The organism is Streptomyces parvulus, assembly GCF_014648855.1.
Classification (GTDB): Bacteria; Actinomycetota; Actinomycetes; order Streptomycetales; family Streptomycetaceae; genus Streptomyces; species Streptomyces parvulus.
In genome coordinates this window covers 359,053-376,738 of the sequence record NZ_BMRX01000004.1, presented here as the reverse complement: position 1 = coordinate 376,738, position 17,686 = coordinate 359,053, and the positions used below count along the sequence as shown (strand labels likewise).

Here is a 17,686-nt window from a genome sequence, read left to right as displayed (position 1 = left end):
CGCACCACCAGAGGAGCAGCGTGATACCGGAACCCGACATCCTCGTCGTCGGCGGCGGCCTCGGCGGCGTCGCCGCGGCCCTCGCCGCCTGCCGGGCCGGCCGCAGCGTCGTCCTGACCGAGGAGACGGACTGGATCGGCGGCCAGCTCACCAGCCAGGCCGTCCCGCCGGACGAACACCCGTGGGTCGAGCAGTTCGGCACCACCGCCACCTACCGGCGACTGCGCGAGGGCATCCGCCAGTACTACCGCCAGTGGTACCCCCTGCGGGCCGAGGCCCTGGCGCTCACCGACCTCAACCCGGGTGCCGGGCGGGTCAGCAAGCTGTGCCACGAGCCGAAGGCCGCCCTCGCCGTCCTGGAGGGCATGCTCGCCCCGCACCTGGCGGCCGGACGGCTCACCGTGCTGACCGAGCACCGCCCCGTGGCCGCCGAGTCGGACAACGATGTCGTGCGCGCCGTCACCCTGGAGGACGTGCGCGACGGCACCCGCCGCACGGTCGCCGCCCGCTACGTCCTGGACGCCACCGAGACCGGCGAACTCCTCCACCTCGCGGGCGTCGAACACGCCAACGGCGCCGAGTCCAGGGCGGAGTTCGACGAACCCCATGCCCCGGACCACGCCCAGCCGGACAACCAGCAGGGCATCACCGTCTGCTTCGCCCTCTCCCACCACGAGGGCGAGGACCACACCGTCGACCGCCCCTCCGACTACGACTTCTGGCGCGCCTACCGGCCCGACTTCTGGCCCGGCCCGCTGCTCGGCTTCGAGGCGCCCGACCCGCGCAGCCTGGAACCGGTGGCGCGCACCTTCGAACCCAACCCGGACCTCGACCCGCTGGCCGTCAACGCCGACCAGAGCGCCGACGCGGGCGACAAGGAGCTGTGGGGCTTCCGCCGCATCCTCGCCCGCAAGCTGCACACCGAGGGCGCCTTCGACTCCGACATCACCCTCGTCAACTGGCCCCTCAACGACTACTGGCTGAAGCCCTACATCGGCCAGGAGGCCGAAGCCCTGCGCGAGGCACGGCAGTTGTCCCTCTCGGTGCTGTACTGGCTGCAGACCGAGGCGCCGCGCGCCGACGGCGGCACCGGATTCCCCGGACTGCGTCCGCGCCCCGACGTGACCGGCACCCCCGACGGGCTCGCCAAGGCGGCGTACGTCCGCGAGTCCCGCCGGATCAAGGCGGTCACCACCGTCACCGAGCACGACGTCGCCATCGACCTCGTCGGCCCCTACGGCGGCACCCGCCACCGGGACTCCGTGGGCGTCGGCAACTACCGCATCGACCTGCACCCCTCCACCGGCGGTGACAACTACGTCGACATCGGCTCCGTGCCCTTCGAGATCCCGCTCGGGGCGCTGGTGCCGCGCCGGGTGCGCAACCTGCTGCCGGCCGGCAAGAACCTCGGCACCACGCACATCACCAACGGCTGCTACCGGCTGCATCCGGTGGAGTGGAACATCGGCGAGGTCGCCGGAGCCCTCGCCGCCCACTGCCTCACCGAGAACGTCGAACCGCACCAGGTGCAGGCCGAGGACAAGAGGTACGACGAGTTCGCCAAGGTCCTCGACCGCGGCGGCGTGCAGCGTCACTGGCCCGACGTCAGGGGCTACTGAACGACCCCGCGCGCGGCGGGAGTTCGGGCGGGGCAGCTCCACCTGCCCCGCCCGGTGACCGCCCGCGTGCGGACCGACCCAGCACAAGGAGGTGCCCGGACATGACCACCCACCGCATCCGCGTCGGCATCGACGTGGGCGGAACCTTCACCGACGCCGTGGCGGTCGACGCCACGACGCTCGGGCTCGTGGGCCAGGTGAAGGTCCCCACGAGCCACCATCACGAGGACGGCGTCGCCCACGGCATCGTCGAAGCGCTCGACCGGCTGCTGGAGCAGACCGGACACGCACCCGCCGACGTCGCCTTCCTGGCACACGGCACGACCCAGGCTACCAACGCCCTGCTGGAGGGCGACGTCGCCACCGTCGGCCTCCTCGGCATCGGCACCGGCGGCGGCTCCTGGTTCACCCGCCGCCTGGCCTCGCTCGCCAAGCTCGAACTCACCCCCGGCAAACGGCTCCCGCTGCACTACGCGCACGTGCCCGACCCCGACGACGCGGGCGCCGTACGGGCCGCCGTGGAGCGGCTCACCGCGGCCGGCGCCGAGGCCCTGGTGACCAGCGAACCGTTCGGCGTGGACCGGCCCGAGGGCGAGACGGCGGTCGCCGAGGCCGCCCGCGCCACCGGTCTGCCCACCACCGCCGCCCACGAGATCACCTCCCTCTACGGCCTGCGCAAGCGCACCCGCACCGCCGTCGTCAACGCGGCCATCCTGCCCCGCATGCTGGCCACCGCCGACCTCGTCGACGCCTCCATCACCAAGGCCGGCGTCACCGCGCCCCTGATGGTGATGCGCTGCGACGGGGGAGTGATGTCCCTCGACGAGATGCGGCGCAGGCCCCTGCTGACCGTGCTGTCGGGTCCCGCGGCCGGGGTGGCCGGGGCGCTGATGCGGGAACGCGTCAGCGAGGGCGTGTTCCTGGAGACGGGCGGCACCTCCACCGACATCAGCGTCGTCAAGCGCGGCAAGGTCGCGGTCCGCCACGCCACCGTCCTCGGCCGCACCTCGTACCTCAACGCCCTCGACGTGCGCACGGTCGGCGTCGGCGGCGGCTCCATGGTGCGCGTCTCCGGCGGCCGCGTCACCGGCGCCGGCCCGCGCAGCGCGCACATCGCGGGTCTGCCGTACGCCTGTTTCGCCGACCCGGCCGACCTGCGGGACGCGCGGCTCACCACGATCAGCCCGCTGCCCGGCGACCCCGCCGACTACGCGGTGCTCGACGCCGCCGGCGGCCGGTTCGCGCTCACCATGACCTGCGCCGCGAACGCGCTCGGCCGGGTGCCCGAGGGCGACTTCGCCCGCTGCGACACCGGCACCGCCCGCGCCGCGCTGGCCCCGCTCGCCGCCGCGCTCGGCACCGACGTGCCCACCGCCGCGGCCCGGCTCTTGGACGCGGGCACCGACCAGGTCAGGTCGGTCGTCGACGACCTGGTGCGCGAGTACCGCCTCGACACGGACCACGCCGTACTGGTCGGCGGAGGCGGCGGCGCGGCCTCCGTCACCCCGCACCTGGCCGACCGTACCGGCATGACCGGCCGCATCGCCCGGAACAACGAGGTCATCAGCCCCATCGGCGTCGCCCTCGCGCTGGTCCGCGAACAGGTCGAGCGGATCGTCCCCGGCGCCACCCAGGAGCAGATCCTCGCCGTGCGCGCCGAGGCCGAACGCGCCGTGGTCGAGCAGGGTGCCGCCGCCGACGGCGTCGAGGTCGAGGTCACCGTCGACCCGCAGACCAACGTCGTACGCGCCGTCGCCACCGGCGCCACCGAACTGCGCACCCAGGACCGGGCCCACCGCGCCGACGACGGCGAGCGGCTGCGTCTGGCAGCCACCAGCCTGAGGGCCGACCCGTCACAGGTGGACGTGCTCGCCGGCACCCCCGCTCATACCGTCTACGGCACCGAGGTGCGCCGCCGCTTCCGCCCCGTCCGCCACCCCGTGCGGGTCGTGGACGCCGACGGCGTCGTACGCCACCACGCGGCCGACGCCCGGGTCGAGGCGACCACGGTCGCGAGCGCCCCCGAGGTACTCGCCAAGCTGGTGACCGAGGCCACCTCCTACGGCGACGGAGGCGTCCGCGCCCCCGCCGTGCGGCTGCTGGTCGGCAACCGCATCGCCGACCTCTCCGGTGTCCTCGACCCCGCGCCGCTGCTCGCCCTGGCCCGCAGCGAGCTGCGCTCCCGCGCCGCCGGCGAACCGGTCGTCGCCGTCCTGGAGGTGCGGGAATGACCCTCCAGGACGCCCCCGCGACGGCCGACCCCGCCGCCACCGACGACATCGGCTGGGCGGTGCGGCTGCTGGCCGCCACCCCCACCCACGAGCACCGCGACCCTGAGCTGCTGCGGCACTGGGCCCGGACCGCCGACGCGTTCGGCGCCGCCCTCGCGCCCGTCGCCTGCTCGGCGCGGATCGTGGAGAGCGACGGCGGCCTCGCGCACGGGCTGCTGGCCCGGTACACCTCCAGACCGCCCACGGTCGAGCTGTTCACCGACACCATCGCCCTCGCGGAACGTGTCGTCGACGCCCGCGGCTGGCGCGCCTGGTACCCCGCGGGCTCGGTGCGGGCCGCCGCCCTGGCCCACGAGGCGGTGCACGCCCACCTCCACCACGGCCCCGCCCGCGCCGCCCTGAAGCGCGCCCTCGGCCACCACGCCCTGCGCCTGGGCCGCCTGCGCGTGCCCGGACACGTCGCCGGCGCCGAGGAGGTGGCCGCGCACGCCTACGCCCGCACCGTCTGCGGACTCGGCCGCAGCCCCCTGCTGCTGACCGCCGCGCTGGCCACCGAGGCCGGGACCGGAAACCTCCCCTCATCCGCACGTGACGCAAGAAGAGAGAACTGACCCATGGGTGTCGTCATCCTCCTCGTCATGGCGGCCGGCGTCGCCGCGATGCTCACCCGCAAACTCCCCACCGCCTTCGCCCTGGTGCTGTTGGCCGTGGTCATCGCCTTCCTCTCCGGCGCGCCCCTGACCGGCGAGAACAGCGTCCTGGACACGGTCCTCCAGGAAGGCGCCCCGGCGCTCGCGGCCACCATGGTCGCCATCATCCTCGGCTCATGGCTGGGCAGGCTTCTCGACGAGACGGGCATCGCGGGCACCCTGGTCCGCAAGATCGTCGAGTTCGGCGGCGACCGGCCCACCGTCGTCGCCCTCGGGGTCCTCGCGGTCTCCGCCCTCGTCGGCACGGTCACCGGCTCGGCGCCCGCGGCGATGCTGGCCGGCATCATCGGCATCCCCGCCATGGTCGCCGTCGGCGTGCCGAAGGTGACGGCCGCGGGCACCGTGCTGATGGGCATCGCGGTCGGCGTCCCCTTCGAGCTGCCCGTCTGGCAGTTCTTCTCCACCGCGCTGGACCTGCCGGTCGACACGGTGCGCGGCTTCATGGTGAAGCTGTTCCCGTTCGCGCTGGTCGCCGCGGTGGCCTACGTGGTGATCGAGAACCGGCGGCGCGGCACCGAGCACGCCTGGTCGCTGAAGTCGGTGGCCGCCAAGCCCGCCCCGCGCCGCGAACGCCTCGGCGACGCGCCCTGGTACGCCCTGCTCGCCCCGGTGGTCCCGCTGGTGCTGGCCCTCGGCCTGGAGGTGGCCATCATCCCCTCCCTGCTGGCGGGCGTGGTCTACGCGCTGGTCACCACCACCCGGCCCGGCGAGATGAACAAGCGGCTGCTGCGCACCCTGTACGGCGGCTTCGAAGTGGCGGCGCCCCCGCTCGCCCTGTTCGTCGCCATCGGCATCCTGCTCGCCGCCGTCAAACTCCCCGGCGCCGTCGAGGCGCTGGAGCCGCTGATGAAGGCGGTCAGCCCGCAGAACCCGGTGCTGTTCGTCCTCGTCTTCACGCTGCTGGTGCCGCTGTGCCTGTACCGCGGTCCGCTGAACGTGTTCGGTCTCGGCGCCGGCATCGCGGGCGTGCTCATCGCCACCGGCATCTACCCGGCCGTCGCCGTCCTCGGCATGGCCACCTCGTACAACCAGGTCTTCGGCGTCGCCGACCCGACCAGCACGCAGACGGTGTGGGCGGCCCAGTACGCGGGCGTCTCCCCGCAGCAGGTCATGGTCCGCACCCTGCCCTACGTGTGGCTGGTCGCCCTCGGCGGCATGTGCGTCACCGCCGCCCTCTACCTCTGACCCCTCCCTCTCCCCAGGAGTCGACATGCCCGAGCCGCACCTCGACCGCCGTCTGTTCCTGAAGGGCACGGCCGTCACCGGCGCCGCCCTCGTGCTGGGCGCCACCGCCGTACCCGCCGCCTCCGCCGCCCCCGGCGGCTTCCCCGACTACACCTACGTCCGCACCCTGCTGACGCCGTCCCGGCTCGCCTACAACCCCACCGGCGAGATCATCTTCCCGACCGTCCGGGGCGTCTACGACCGGCTGCCCGCGAGCGGCCGGCTGGGCCGCTACTACCTCTACTACGCCCCGCACGACGCCCCCGGCGGCATCTGCCTGGCCTACGGCGACTCGCTGGAGGGCCCGTTCACGGAGTACCCGCACAACCCGATCGTCTCCAACGAGTGGGCGCCGCACTACTCCGTCAGCCACGTCTCCTCGCCGCACGTGATGTGGAACGCGGACGCGAAGGAGATGTGGCTGTACTTCCACGGCGAGAACACCACCACCCGCCTCGCCCGCTCCAAGGACGGGGTGAACTTCACGTACGACAAGGTGGTGCTGACCACCTCGATGCTGCCGTCCGGCACCACGGAGACCTCGTACGCGCGGGTCTTCCGGCACGACCTGCCCTCGCGCGGCGCCCGCTACGTCATGGTCTTCATGATCAACAACACCACCAACCACCGGGACATCGGCTGGGGCTGGTCCGCCGACGGCCGGACCTGGGCCTTCGACCAGCGGCTGCTGGTGCGCCACACGGACGTGGGCGCGGTCAACGTGGGCGGCCCCCACCTGCTGCACCGCGACGGCAGCACGTACGTCGTCTACAACAAGGACAAGGAGAGCGGCGGCGACCTGATGATCACCGAGGTCGGCGACGACTTCTCGCTCCGCAGGCACCTCGGCGTCTTCTACGACTCCCGCGGCTCCGCGCCGGAGAACGGCCGTGCGGCAGCGCCCTCCTTCGGCACGGACGGCGGGGTGCCGTACATGGTCTACGAGGCGGGTGAGCGGCTGGCCGGGTCGATCGCGATGGCCCGCGGCTGACGCTCCCTCCACGACGACAGGGGGGCCGCCCGTCCGAAGCGGACGGGCGGCCCCCCTGTGCCGACCCTGTGCCGACCGGATCGCCGGCGGGCTCAGGCGACGGGCGCCGCCGGACCCTTGTCCGCCGCGGTGGCGGCGGTCCCGGCGGTCTCGCCGGTCTCCTCCGCCAGGCGCTCCATACCGCTGGTGGTCTTGAGCGGCTTCTCCTTGATGAACACGACCGCGACCAGGGCCAGCACCGCGAACGGCGTGGCGATGAGGAACAGGTCGGCCGTGGCGACGGCGTAGGCGTGCTCGACGATCGCCCGCATCGGCGCGGGCAGCACGGACATGTCCGGGACGCTGCCCTCGCCCGAGCCCTCACCGCCGGGCACCTTGACGCCCGCCTGGCTGAGCCCCTTGGCCGTCTCACTGGCGACGCGGTTGGCGAGGACGGCGCCGAGGACGCTGACGCCGATGGTGCCGCCCATGCTGCGGAAGAACGACAGCACGGAGGTCGCGGCGCCCAGGTCGGCGGCGGGCACGTCGTTCTGCGCGGCCAGCACCAGGTTCTGCATCAGCATGCCGACGCCGACGCCGAGCACCGCCATGTAGAGGCTGAGCAGACCGAAGTGGGTCTTGGCGTCGATGGTGGCCAGCAGCGCGAGACCGACGGCCATGACGACCGCTCCCGCCACCAGGTACCGCTTCCACTTGCCGGTGCGGCTGATCACCTGGCCGGCGACGGTGGACGACACCAGCAGGCCGAGGATCATCGGCAGGCTCATCAGACCGGCGACCGTCGGGGACTTGCCCAGGGAGACCTGGAAGTACTGCGAGAGGAAGACGGTCCCGCCGAACATGGCGACGCCGACCAGGAGGCTGGCGACCGTGGTCAGGGTGACGGTGCGGTTCCTGAAGATGTCGAGCGGGATGACCGGCTCGGGCGTACGCGCCTCGACGAGCACCGCCGCGACCAGCAGCAGCACGCCGCCGCCGGCGAGCGCGGCGGTCTGCCAGGACGCCCAGTCGAACTCGTTGCCGGCCAGCGAGACCCAGATGAGCAGCGCGCAGACGCCGGCGACGATCAGGAAGGCGCCCAGCCAGTCGATCCGCACCTCGCGGCGCGTGGTCGGCAGCCGCAGGGTGCGCTGGAGCAGGGCGATGGCGAGCAGCGCGAACGGGACGCCGATGAAGAAGCACCAGCGCCAGCCCAGCCACGAGGTGTCCACCAGGACGCCGCCGACCAGCGGCCCGGCGACCGTGCCCACGGCGAAGACGGCACCGAAGATGCCGGCGTACTTGCCCAGCTGGCGGGGCGGGATGACGGAGGCCATCACGACCTGCGCGAGGGCGGTCAGACCGCCCGCGCCGATGCCCTGCACGACCCGGCTGAAGATCAGCAGGCCGACGCCGTGCGAGAAGCCGGCCAGCAGCGAGCCCACCACGAACATGGCGAGCGACAGCTGGAGCAGCAGCTTCTTGTTGAAGAGGTCGGACAGCTTGCCCCACAGCGGGACCGTCGCGGTCATCGCCAGCAGCTCGGAGGTCACGACCCAGGTGTAGGAGGACTGGCTGGCGCCCAGGTCGGCGATGATCGTGGGCAGCGCGTTGGCCACGACGGTGCCGGCCAGGATCGCGACGAACATGCCGGCCATCAGCCCGGACATGGCCTGGAGTATCTGCCGGTGGGTCATCGAGGTGGGCGGCGCGTCGGCGGGCGCCTGGGATGTGGTCACGACATCTCTTTCGGTGGTGGTCGGGGTGGGTCGCGGGCCCGGCGCAGGCTACGCGGAGGGTGCCGGCAGGCCGGCGGCGAGGAGCGTGAACACCTCGTGGAAGACGTCCAGGAAGGCGGCTTCCTGCTGGTGGGCGGACCAGTGGTCCACGCTGGTCCGCACGGCGGCGCCCGCCACGGCGGCCAGCAGCCGGGGGTAGAGGCCGGACGCGGTGGCCCCGCCGCCGGTGGCGCGGAGGCGTTCGGCGAGGGCCTCGGCCAGGTCGGCCTCGGCCGCCATGTGGGCGCCGACGCCGCGTGCCAGGAGATGGGGCGAGGCGTGCAGCACCTCGGCGTGCAGCCGCCACAGCTCGTGCTGCTGCTCGGCCTCGGCGAGTTCCGCCGCCATGGCCTCGCGCAGGGCCTCCAGCGGGGAGAGCGCGGCCGGCGCGTCGAGGACGGCGCGCCGCATGCGCGCTCCCGCGTCCGCGTCGATGACGACGAAGGCGTCCTCGCGCGAGTCGAAGTAGTTGAAGAACGTGCGCACCGACACTCCGGCCGCGGCGCTGATCGCCTCGACGGTGACCTTGTCCGCCCCGTGCTCGGCCGCCAGCCGCACCGCGGCCTCGGCGAGGGCCGCGCGCGTCGCCCGCTTCTTCCGCTCCCGCAGGCCACCCCCCGCGGCACCTTTCTCCGACATAAGTTGCATGGTATGCAAAGATGCACGGTCTGCAAAATTGACCGGACCGTCCGTCCTCGCACCCTCGCGCCCCTTTGTCACAGAGCATGAACAACTTCTATGGCCCGCGCCGAAGTTGGGGTACACCGGCAGCAGCGCGGCCGACGCCGGGGTCGGCGCCGGTGACGGCCGCGCTGCTCGCCGCCGTGCCGACCCGCCACCGACTGCCGGGCACGGCAGGCCGGCCCTCCTTCCCCCTAGCCCGTCCGGAACGCGACGTGAGCCGAACGGCCCTCTCGGGTACCCGCTCGCTCCGCGCGGGGTTGGGATGTGCACGGGACCCCGCGCCCTCGCCGCACGACCGCCGTCCCGACCCGGAAAGGACCCCCATGTCCGCCGACACGCAGCAGGCGCCCCCCGGGCTCACCGACGAGGAGCTCGCGGGACTGGACGCCCACTGGCGCGCCGCGAACTACCTGTCCGTCGGCCAGATCTATCTCATGGCCAACCCCCTGCTGGCCGAACCCCTGCGCCCCGAGCACGTCAAGCCCCGGCTGCTCGGGCACTGGGGCACCTCGCCCGGACTCAACCTGGTCCACACCCACCTCAACCGGGTGATCAAGGCCCGCGACCTCGACGCCCTGTGCGTCTGGGGCCCCGGCCACGGCGGGCCCGCCGTCCTGGCCAACGCGTGGCTGGAGGGGTCGTACAGCGAGACCTACCCGGACGTCGGCAGGGACGCGGCGGGCATGGCCCGGCTGTTCCGGCAGTTCTCGTTCCCCGGCGGCGTACCGAGCCACGTGGCGCCCGAGACACCGGGCTCGATCCACGAGGGCGGCGAACTGGGCTACGCCCTCTCGCACGCCTACGGCGCCGCCTTCGACCACCCGGACCTGCTGGTCGCCTGCGTCATCGGGGACGGCGAGGCGGAGACGGGCCCGCTCGCGACCTCCTGGCACTCCAACAAGTTCCTCGACCCGGTGCACGACGGCGCCGTCCTGCCCGTGCTGCACCTCAACGGCTACAAGATCGCCAACCCGACGGTCCTGGCCCGCCTCCCCGAGGACGAGCTGGACGCCCTGCTGCGCGGCTACGGCCACGAACCGCTCCACGTCACCGGCGACGACCCCGCCGCCGTCCACCGCGCCATGGCGGACGCCATGGACACCGCCCTGGACCGCGTCGCCGCCATCCAGCGCGCCGCCCGGGAGGACGGGGCCACCGAACGCCCCCGCTGGCCGATGATCGTGCTGCGCACGCCCAAGGGCTGGACCGGACCGGCCGAGGTCGACGGACTGCCGGTGGAGAACACCTGGCGCGCCCACCAGGTGCCCCTCTCCGGTGTGAGGACCAACCCCGGCCACCTCGCTCAGCTGGAGCGGTGGCTGCGCTCCTACCGGCCCGAGGAACTGTTCGACGACACCGGTGCCCCGCGGCCCGCCGTCCTCGCCGCCGTCCCGGAGGGCTCCCGCCGGCTGGGCGCCACGCCGTACGCCAACGGCGGCCTGCTCCTGAGGGAGCTGCCCCTGCCCCCGCTGGAGAAGTACGCCGTGACCGTCGACGCGCCCGGCGCCACCGTGCACGAACCCACCAGCGTCCTCGGCGACCTGCTCCGGGACGTCATGGACGCCACCGCGGACCGGCGCGACTTCCGGCTCGTCGGCCCCGACGAGACCGCCTCCAACCGCCTCCAGGCCGTCTACGCGGCCAGCGGCAAGGCCTGGCAGGAGCGGACCCTGCCCGTCGACGAGGACCTGGACCGGCACGGGCGGGTGATGGAGATCCTCTCCGAACACACCTGCCAGGGCTGGCTGGAGGGCTACCTCCTCACCGGCCGGCACGGACTCTTCTCCTGCTACGAGGCCTTCGTCCACATCGTCGACTCGATGGTCAACCAGCACGTCAAATGGCTGCGGGTGACCCGCCGCCTGCCCTGGCGGGCACCCATCGCCTCGCTCAACTACCTGCTCACCTCGCACGTCTGGCGCCAGGACCACAACGGCTTCTCCCACCAGGACCCCGGCTTCGTCGACCACATCCTCAACAAGAGCCCCGAGGCCGTACGGGTCTACCTGCCGCCGGACGCCAACACCCTGCTCTCCGTCGCCGACCACGCCCTGCGCAGCCGCGACTACGTCAACGTGATCGTCGCCGGCAAGCAGCCCTGCTTCGACTGGCTGTCCATGGACGAGGCGAAGGCGCACTGCGCGCGCGGCGCGGGCATCTGGGACTGGGCCGGCACCGAGGACGGCGGCCGCGAACCCGACGTGGTGCTCGCCTGCGCCGGCGACGTCCCGACCCAGGAGGTGCTCGCCGCCGCCCAGCTCGTCCGCCGCCACCTGCCCGGACTGGCCGTGCGCGTGGTCAACGTCGTGGACATCGCCCGCCTGCTGCCCAGCGGCGAACACCCGCACGGCATGAGCGACTTCGAGTACAACGGCCTGTTCACCCCCGACAAGCCGGTGATCTTCGCCTACCACGGCTACCCCTGGCTCATCCACCGGCTCGCCTACCGGCGCCCCGGCCACGCCAACCTGCACGTGCGCGGCTACAAGGAGATCGGGACCACCACCACGCCCTTCGACATGGTGGTCGGCAACGACCTGGACCGCTACCGCCTCGTCATGGACGTCATCGACCGGGTGCCCGGCCTCGCCGTACGCGCCGCGGACGTACGGCAGCGGATGGCGGACGCCCGGCTGCGCCACCACGAATGGATCCGCGAACACGGCGTGGACCTGCCCGAGATCGCCGACTGGAGCTGGGAGGACTCCCGGTGACGGCCACCCCGTCGACCTGGGACTACGACCACTACGACGCGGCCGAGGAGCGGCTGCGCGAGTCACTGTGCACCCTCGGCAACGGCTACTTCGCCACCCGCGGCGCGCTCCCCGAGTGCGCCGCGGACGACCTCCACTACCCGGGCACCTACGCGGCCGGCTGCTACAACCGGCTCACCTCCACCGTCGCCGGCCGCGAGGTCGAGAACGAGGACATGGTCAACCTGCCCAACTGGCTGCCGCTGCGCTTCAGACCCGTGGGGGAGGAGTGGCTGACGCCGGACACCGCGCAGGTCCTCGACCACCGGCAGACGGTGCACCTGGACTCGGGCGTCCTGGAGCGCCGCACCCGGTTCGGCCTCGGCGGGGGCCGCGTGCTGTCGGTGCGCCAGCTGCGCCTCGTGCACATGGCCTACCCGCATCTCGCCGCCCTGCGCACGGAGTTCACCACCGAGTCCGGACCGGTCGACCTGGAGGTCGAGTCGGCCCTGGACGGCGGTGTCACCAACTCCGGTGTGCCCCGCTACCGGCAACTGGAGGGCCGCCACCTCGTCCACGTGCACACCGGCGGCGCCGACGGCGCGGTGTGGCTGCGCTGCCGCACCCGCACCTCGGACATCCGGGTGGGCATGGCGGCCCGCACGACCGCCGAGGAGCCCGTCACCCCGGCGCGCGAGCACCTGTGCGTCACCCAGCGCACGACCCTGCGCCCGGAACCGGGCCGCACCGTCACCGTCGACAAGATCGTGGCCCTGCACACCTCACGCGACCCGGCGATCAGCGACCCGCTCCAGGCCGCGATCGACCGGGTGGCCGCCGCTCCCGGCTTCGACGAACTGCTGGTCTCCCACCGGACCGCCTGGGGCCAGCTGTGGCGCCGGGCGGAACTCGACGTGCCCGGCGAGGCGGGCAGCATCCTGCGCCTGCACCTCTTCCACGTGCTGCAGACCCTCTCCCCGCACACCGCCGAACTCGACGTCGGCGTGCCCGCGCGCGGACTGCACGGCGAGGCCTACCGCGGGCACGTCTTCTGGGACGAGCTGTTCGTCCTGCCGTACCTCAACCTGCACTTCCCCGAGGTGTCCCGGGCCCTGCTCCACTACCGCCACCGCCGCCTGGAGCGCGCCCGGGCCGCCGCCCGCGCGATCGGCCGACGCGGAGCGCTCTACCCGTGGCAGAGCGGCAGCGACGGCCGGGAGGAGACGCAGCAGCTCCACCTCAACCCGCGGTCCGGCCGCTGGCTGCCCGACCACTCCCACCTCCAGCACCACGTGGGCTCGGCGATCGCGTACAACGTGTGGCAGTACTGCGAGGCAAGCGGCGACGCCGAGTTCCTGCACACCAAGGGCGCCGAGACGCTCCTCCAGATCGCGCGCTTCTGGGCCGACTCCGCCGACTGGGACGACCGGCTCGGGCGGCACCGCATCCGGGGTGTCGTCGGCCCCGACGAGTACCACGAGGCCTACCCCGGCGCCCGCCGCCCCGGCCTCGACGACAACGCGTACACCAACGTCACCGCCTCCTGGGTCCTCACCCGCGCCCTGGAGGTCCTCGCCGACCTCCCCGAGCCCCGGCGCCGCGAACTCGTCGAGCGCACCTCGCTGGACGACGGCGAACTCGAGCAGTGGGACAGCGTCTCCCGCACCCTCCACGTCCCCTTCCACGAGGGCGTGGTCAGCCAGTTCGAGGGCTACGGCGACCTCGCCGAACTCGACTGGGCGGGCTACCGCGAGCGCTACGGCGACATCCGGCGGCTCGACCGCGTCCTGGAGGCCGAGAACGACAGCGTCAACAACTACCAGGCGTCCAAACAGGCCGACGTGCTGATGCTGGGCTACCTGTTCTCCCCGACCGAACTCCTCGCCCTCTTCGGCAGGCTCGGCTACCGCCTCGACGAGGAGACCTGGCAGCGCACCGTCGACTACTACCTGGCCCGCACCAGCCACGGCTCCACCCTCAGCGGCCTCGTCCACGGCTGGATCCTGGCCCGCGCCCGCCGCGCCGAGGCCTGGGCGTTCTGCCAGGAGGCGCTCAAGGGCGACGTCGCGGACCTCCAGGGCGGCACCACCGGCGAGGGCATCCACCTCGGCGCCATGGCGGGCACCCTCGACCTGGTCCAGCGCGGCCTGACCGGCCTGGAGACCCGCGCGGGCGCCCTCTGGCTGGACCCGGTGCCGCTGCCGGAGCTGTCCTCGTACGGGTTCTCCGTCCGCTACCAGGGCCACTGGGGCGTCCGCTTCCGGCTGGAGCACGGGCGGCTGGAGATCGCCGTACCCGAGTCCGGTCCGCTCCCGATCGACGTGCGGCTGCCGGACCGCGAGGTGCGTCTCCAGCCGGGCGACACCTGCCGCCTCGTGCTCCCCGACTGACGCCGGGCGACCCTCAGCCCGGCAGCGGGTAGCTCACCGTGCGCGGGGCCCCGTCCGGCCTGCCGTCGGTGTAGGTCAGGGTGATCCGGCTGAAGTGCCGCTCACCCGCGTTTCCGTCCGCGGCCGTCGGCCGGTCCAGCCGCACGGTCACGGGGTACGAGCGGAACGCGCCCGCCGCGCAGTAGGGGTCGCAGTCGTTGACCGCGTTGCTGCCCCGGCCCACCGCGGCCTCGGAGCCCCAGCGGTACCAGTGCAGGGAGACCAGACGGCTGTTGCCGTCCCCGCAGGCCAGGATGTACGACCCCGGCCGCACCTCCGGCTGCCCGGCGCAGTCCACCACCACCGGCTCCGCCGCCTGCCGGCTCTGCGCCGCGGGCCGCGCCGACGGCGCGGCGGAGGCCGTGCCCAGGGGTACTGCGAGCGCGGCGGCGGCACACAGCGTGACCGCCGCCCTCATCGGGTTCCTGCCCATGTCGGCTCCCAGTCGTCTCGGGATCGCTTGCCCCCGCTCTCCTATTCCCGTACGACCGTACGGCCGGCCCGGGGAACCCACCACTCGTACGGAGCAGCCCGACCGCCCACGGGGCAGCGCTCGCAAGGATCGCCCGCTCAGAAATCCACCGGGTCGCGCACCAGCGGACACGTCATGCAGTGCCCTCCGCCCCGGCCGCGGCCCAGTTCCGCGCCCACGATGGGGACGACCTCGACGCGGGCCTCGCGCAGGAGCGCGTTGGTCGCCGTGTTGCGGTCGTAGGTGAAGACCACGCCGGGCTCCACGGCCACGGCGTTGTTGCCGCTGTCCCACTGCTGGCGTTCGGAGGCGTAGGCGTCGCCGCCCGTCTCGACCACCCGCAGCGAGGAGAGGCCGAGCGCCTTGGTGACGACGTCGACGAAGGGGGTCGTGCCCTCGTCGACGACCTCGAAGCCGGGCGCCCGGTCGGCGGGGCGCAGCGAGAAGGTGTGGACCGCGTCCATGATGCGCGGGTAGAGGGTGACCACGTCGCGGTCGGCGAAGGTGAACACCGTGTCCAGGTGCATCGCGGAGCGCAGCTTCGGCATCCCGGCGACCACGACGTGCTGGGCCGCGCCGGCCCGGAAGAGCGCGGCGGCGACCTGGGTGATCGCCTGGCGCGAGGTGCGCTCGCTCATGCCCATGAGGACGACGCCGTTGCCGACCGGCATGACGTCCCCGCCCTCCAGGGTGGCCTGGCCCCAGTCGCGTTCGGGGTCGCCCCACCACACCGTCGAGCCCTTGAAGTCGGGGTGGAAGGTGTAGATCGCCTTCATGAGGAGCGTCTCGTCGTGCCGCGCCGGCCAGTACAGCGGGTTCAGGGTGAGCCCGCCGTACAGCCAGCAGGTGGTGTCCCGGGTGTACAGGGTGTTGGGCAGCGGCGGCATCAGGTACTCGCGGGCACCGGGCGCCTCGCGGGCGAGCGCAAGGTAGGGGGAGCGGAAGTCCTCGGGCAGGTCGGCGGTGGCGAGGCCGCCGACGAGGTACTCCGCGAGTTCCCTCGGCGACAGGGTCTCCAGGTAGGCGCGGGTCGCGTCGACGAGGCCGACCCCGACCCGGTTGGCGACGATCTTCCGGTCCAGGAGCCAGTCCCTCGCCTCCGGGATCGCCATGATCCGCGCCAGCAGGTCGTGCAGCTCCACCACCTCCACCCCGCGCCGGCGCAGTTCGCCGACGAACGCGGCGTGGTCACGCTGGGCGTTCTCCACCCACATCACGTCGTCGAAGAGCAGGTCGTCGGAGTTGGTGGGGGTGAGCCGCCGGTGCGCGAGGCCCGGCGAGCACACCAGCACCTTGCGCAGTCTGCCGACCTCGGAATGGACGCCGAGCGCGGGCATCGCGACGCTCTCTTTGCTGGTCACACAGCCTCCTTGGGAATGACTCACAGACTGATCCACCCGGCCGCCAGGGCGACGAGACCGAGCACGGCACCCGCCACCGAGACGGCCAGGACGACCAGTTCGCCGGGGGAGAACAGCCGCCGGCCCTGCTCCCGCCGGGCCATCACGAACAGCGCGGTCGCCGGGGCGTAGAGGATGAAGGACACCAGGAGGAACTTCAGGCCGGCGGCGTACAGCAGGAACGCCGTGTACAGCGTCGCCACCAGCGCGCACACCAGCTCCCGGCGCGAGGTCCGGCCGACCTCGGTGCGCGGGTCGGGCCGGCTGCCGATCCGCACCGCGAAGGCCGCGGCCAGCAGGTACGGGACGAGCGAGAGGGCGCTGGTCAGGTTGAGCGCGAAGTTGAACGCGTCGTCCGAGAAGCTCGTCGCGACCAGCACCGCCTGGGTGAGCAGTGAGGTCATCAGCAGCGCCGGCACCGGCACGTCCGCGGCGTTCGCGCGCCGCAGGAAGCGCGGCATGTCGTCGTCCTTGGCCGCGACGAAGAGCACCTCCGCCGCCATCAGCGTCCAGGCGAGGTAGGCGCCCAGCACCGACACGACGAGCCCGACGCTGATGAACACCCGGCCCCAGGTGCCGACGGCCGACTCCAGTACGCCCGCCATGGACGGCTGGCGCAGCGCCGCGATCTCGTCCATGGGAAGGATGCCGTACGACACGATGGTGACCGACGCGAAGACCGCGAAGACGCTGAGGAACCCCAGCACCGTCGCCCGGCCCACGTCGGCGCGGCGCCGGGCGTGCCGCGAGTAGACGCTGGCCCCCTCGACGCCGAGGAAGACGAAGACGGTGGCCAGCATGGTGCCGCGCACCTGGGTGAACAGGGAGCCGGCGTAGTCGGCGCCGCCGAAGTTGTCGGCGAACACCCGCGGTTCGAAGTACACCAGGGCCAGGATCACGAAGAAGACGATGGGGACGAGCTTGGCGACCGTGACCACCCGGTTGATGGCGGTCGCCTCCTTCACCCCGCGCCGGATGATCCAGAAGAAGGCCCACAGCCCGAGGGAGGACAGGACGACCGCGAGCGCGGTGTCCCCGTCGCCGAGGGCCGGCCAGATGGAGCCCGCGGTCGACATGATGAGGACCCAGTAGGTCACGTTGCCCACGCAGGTGCTCGCCCAGTAGCCGAAGGCGGCGAAGAATCCCAGGTATTCGCCGAAGCCCGCCTTGGCGTAGGCGTACACACCCGCGTCGAGGTCGGGCCGGCGCACGGCCAGGGACTGGAAGACGAAGGCCAGCATCAGCATGCCGGTGCCGGCGACGGCCCACGCGATGAGGGCCCCGGCCACACCGGTCTCCTCGGCGAACCGCCCCGGCAGCGAGAACACGCCGGCGCCCACCATCGACCCGACGACCATGGCGGTCAGCGTGAGCAACGGCAGTTTGGCGGTGGGCGGGGACGCGCTGTCGGCGTCGGACGCAGTGGCCTGCGGCATGCCGTCCCTCCGGGTGGCTGGGCGACTGGGACCACTGTGC

General features: G+C 73.0%; 12 protein-coding genes. 7 read left to right on the top strand and 5 right to left on the bottom strand.

From position 1 onward, the window contains the following. The first annotated feature begins 20 nt into the window (after positions 1 to 20). The 5 genes from IE108_RS09550 (at position 21) to IE108_RS09530 (ending at position 6,775) form a co-directional block, all read left to right on the top strand. Positions 21 to 1,619 (top strand): FAD-dependent oxidoreductase, encoded by a 1,599-nt coding sequence (locus IE108_RS09550; protein ID WP_064731269.1) that lies wholly within the window; start codon positions 21 to 23, stop codon positions 1,617 to 1,619. Between the two features lie 101 nt (positions 1,620 to 1,720). After that, complete coding sequence (locus tag IE108_RS09545) at positions 1,721 to 3,850, top strand: hydantoinase/oxoprolinase family protein (protein WP_064731270.1); 2,130 nt, start codon at positions 1,721 to 1,723, stop codon at positions 3,848 to 3,850. Continuing rightward, positions 3,847 to 4,461, top strand: a complete 615-nt coding sequence (locus IE108_RS09540; protein ID WP_064731271.1) for a hypothetical protein — start codon at positions 3,847 to 3,849, stop codon at positions 4,459 to 4,461. The genes IE108_RS09545 and IE108_RS09540 overlap by 4 nt, the downstream gene beginning before the upstream one ends. Positions 4,462 to 4,464: 3 nt before the next feature. After that, positions 4,465 to 5,745: a TRAP transporter large permease subunit gene (locus IE108_RS09535; RefSeq protein WP_064731272.1), complete on the top strand. Its 1,281-nt coding sequence runs from the start codon at positions 4,465 to 4,467 to the stop codon at positions 5,743 to 5,745. A gap of 25 nt (positions 5,746 to 5,770) precedes the next feature. Next, positions 5,771 to 6,775, top strand: coding sequence for a twin-arginine translocation signal domain-containing protein (locus IE108_RS09530; RefSeq protein WP_064731273.1), 1,005 nt, complete (start codon positions 5,771 to 5,773; stop codon positions 6,773 to 6,775). Between the two features lie 92 nt (positions 6,776 to 6,867). Here IE108_RS09530 and IE108_RS09525 read toward each other — a convergent pair whose 3' ends face one another. Together IE108_RS09525 and IE108_RS09520 are read right to left on the bottom strand one after the other, a co-directional pair. Further along, a complete protein-coding gene (locus tag IE108_RS09525) occupies positions 6,868 to 8,451 on the bottom strand; it encodes an MDR family MFS transporter (RefSeq protein ID WP_189397610.1) in 1,584 nt (527 codons plus the stop codon). A 90-nt stretch (positions 8,452 to 8,541) separates the two neighbouring features. After that, on the bottom strand, positions 8,542 to 9,180 hold the full coding sequence (locus IE108_RS09520; protein WP_064731275.1) for a TetR/AcrR family transcriptional regulator: 639 nt from the start codon (positions 9,178 to 9,180) through the stop codon (positions 8,542 to 8,544). A gap of 359 nt (positions 9,181 to 9,539) precedes the next feature. Here IE108_RS09520 and IE108_RS09515 point away from each other — a divergent pair, with 359 nt between their 5' ends. Together IE108_RS09515 and IE108_RS09510 are read left to right on the top strand one after the other, a co-directional pair. Beyond that, positions 9,540 to 11,930 (top strand): phosphoketolase family protein, encoded by a 2,391-nt coding sequence (locus tag IE108_RS09515; RefSeq protein ID WP_064731276.1) that lies wholly within the window; start codon positions 9,540 to 9,542, stop codon positions 11,928 to 11,930. After that, complete coding sequence (locus IE108_RS09510) at positions 11,927 to 14,299, top strand: glycoside hydrolase family 65 protein (protein WP_064731277.1); 2,373 nt, start codon at positions 11,927 to 11,929, stop codon at positions 14,297 to 14,299. Before IE108_RS09515 ends, IE108_RS09510 begins: the two co-directional genes overlap by 4 nt. Before the next feature lie 13 nt (positions 14,300 to 14,312). Here IE108_RS09510 and IE108_RS09505 read toward each other — a convergent pair whose 3' ends face one another. The 3 genes from IE108_RS09505 to IE108_RS09495 all read right to left on the bottom strand — a co-directional run bounded on the left by IE108_RS09505 (position 14,313) and on the right by IE108_RS09495 (position 17,646). Then, the gene (locus tag IE108_RS09505; RefSeq protein WP_064731278.1) at positions 14,313 to 14,771 is read right to left on the bottom strand and encodes a hypothetical protein; all 459 of its coding nucleotides are present in this window, start codon (positions 14,769 to 14,771) and stop codon (positions 14,313 to 14,315) included. 137 nt (positions 14,772 to 14,908) lie between these two features. Continuing rightward, on the bottom strand, positions 14,909 to 16,147 hold the full coding sequence (locus IE108_RS09500) for an arginine deiminase (protein WP_202545669.1): 1,239 nt from the start codon (positions 16,145 to 16,147) through the stop codon (positions 14,909 to 14,911). A gap of 44 nt (positions 16,148 to 16,191) precedes the next feature. Next, positions 16,192 to 17,646 carry a basic amino acid/polyamine antiporter gene (locus tag IE108_RS09495; RefSeq protein ID WP_064731280.1) on the bottom strand — a complete coding sequence of 485 codons (1,455 nt, stop codon included), beginning with the start codon at positions 17,644 to 17,646 and terminating at the stop codon, positions 16,192 to 16,194. Positions 17,647 to 17,686 lie beyond the last annotated feature (40 nt).

Bases quoted from the DNA above. Each gene is read 5' to 3' on its own strand.
- IE108_RS09520 (WP_064731275.1), bottom strand. From the start codon at position 9,180: ATGCAACTTATGTCGGAGAAAGGTGCCGCGGGGGGTGGCCTGCGGGAG.
- IE108_RS09515 (WP_064731276.1), top strand. From the start codon at position 9,540: ATGTCCGCCGACACGCAGCAGGCGCCCCCCGGGCTCACCGACGAGGAG.
- IE108_RS09500 (WP_202545669.1), bottom strand. From the start codon at position 16,147: ATGCCCGCGCTCGGCGTCCATTCCGAGGTCGGCAGACTGCGCAAGGTG.
- IE108_RS09545 (WP_064731270.1), top strand. From the start codon at position 1,721: ATGACCACCCACCGCATCCGCGTCGGCATCGACGTGGGCGGAACCTTC.
- IE108_RS09535 (WP_064731272.1), top strand. From the start codon at position 4,465: ATGGGTGTCGTCATCCTCCTCGTCATGGCGGCCGGCGTCGCCGCGATG.
- IE108_RS09505 (WP_064731278.1), bottom strand. From the start codon at position 14,771: ATGGGCAGGAACCCGATGAGGGCGGCGGTCACGCTGTGTGCCGCCGCC.
- IE108_RS09495 (WP_064731280.1), bottom strand. From the start codon at position 17,646: ATGCCGCAGGCCACTGCGTCCGACGCCGACAGCGCGTCCCCGCCCACC.
- IE108_RS09540 (WP_064731271.1), top strand. From the start codon at position 3,847: ATGACCCTCCAGGACGCCCCCGCGACGGCCGACCCCGCCGCCACCGAC.
- IE108_RS09530 (WP_064731273.1), top strand. From the start codon at position 5,771: ATGCCCGAGCCGCACCTCGACCGCCGTCTGTTCCTGAAGGGCACGGCC.
- IE108_RS09525 (WP_189397610.1), bottom strand. From the start codon at position 8,451: ATGACCCACCGGCAGATACTCCAGGCCATGTCCGGGCTGATGGCCGGC.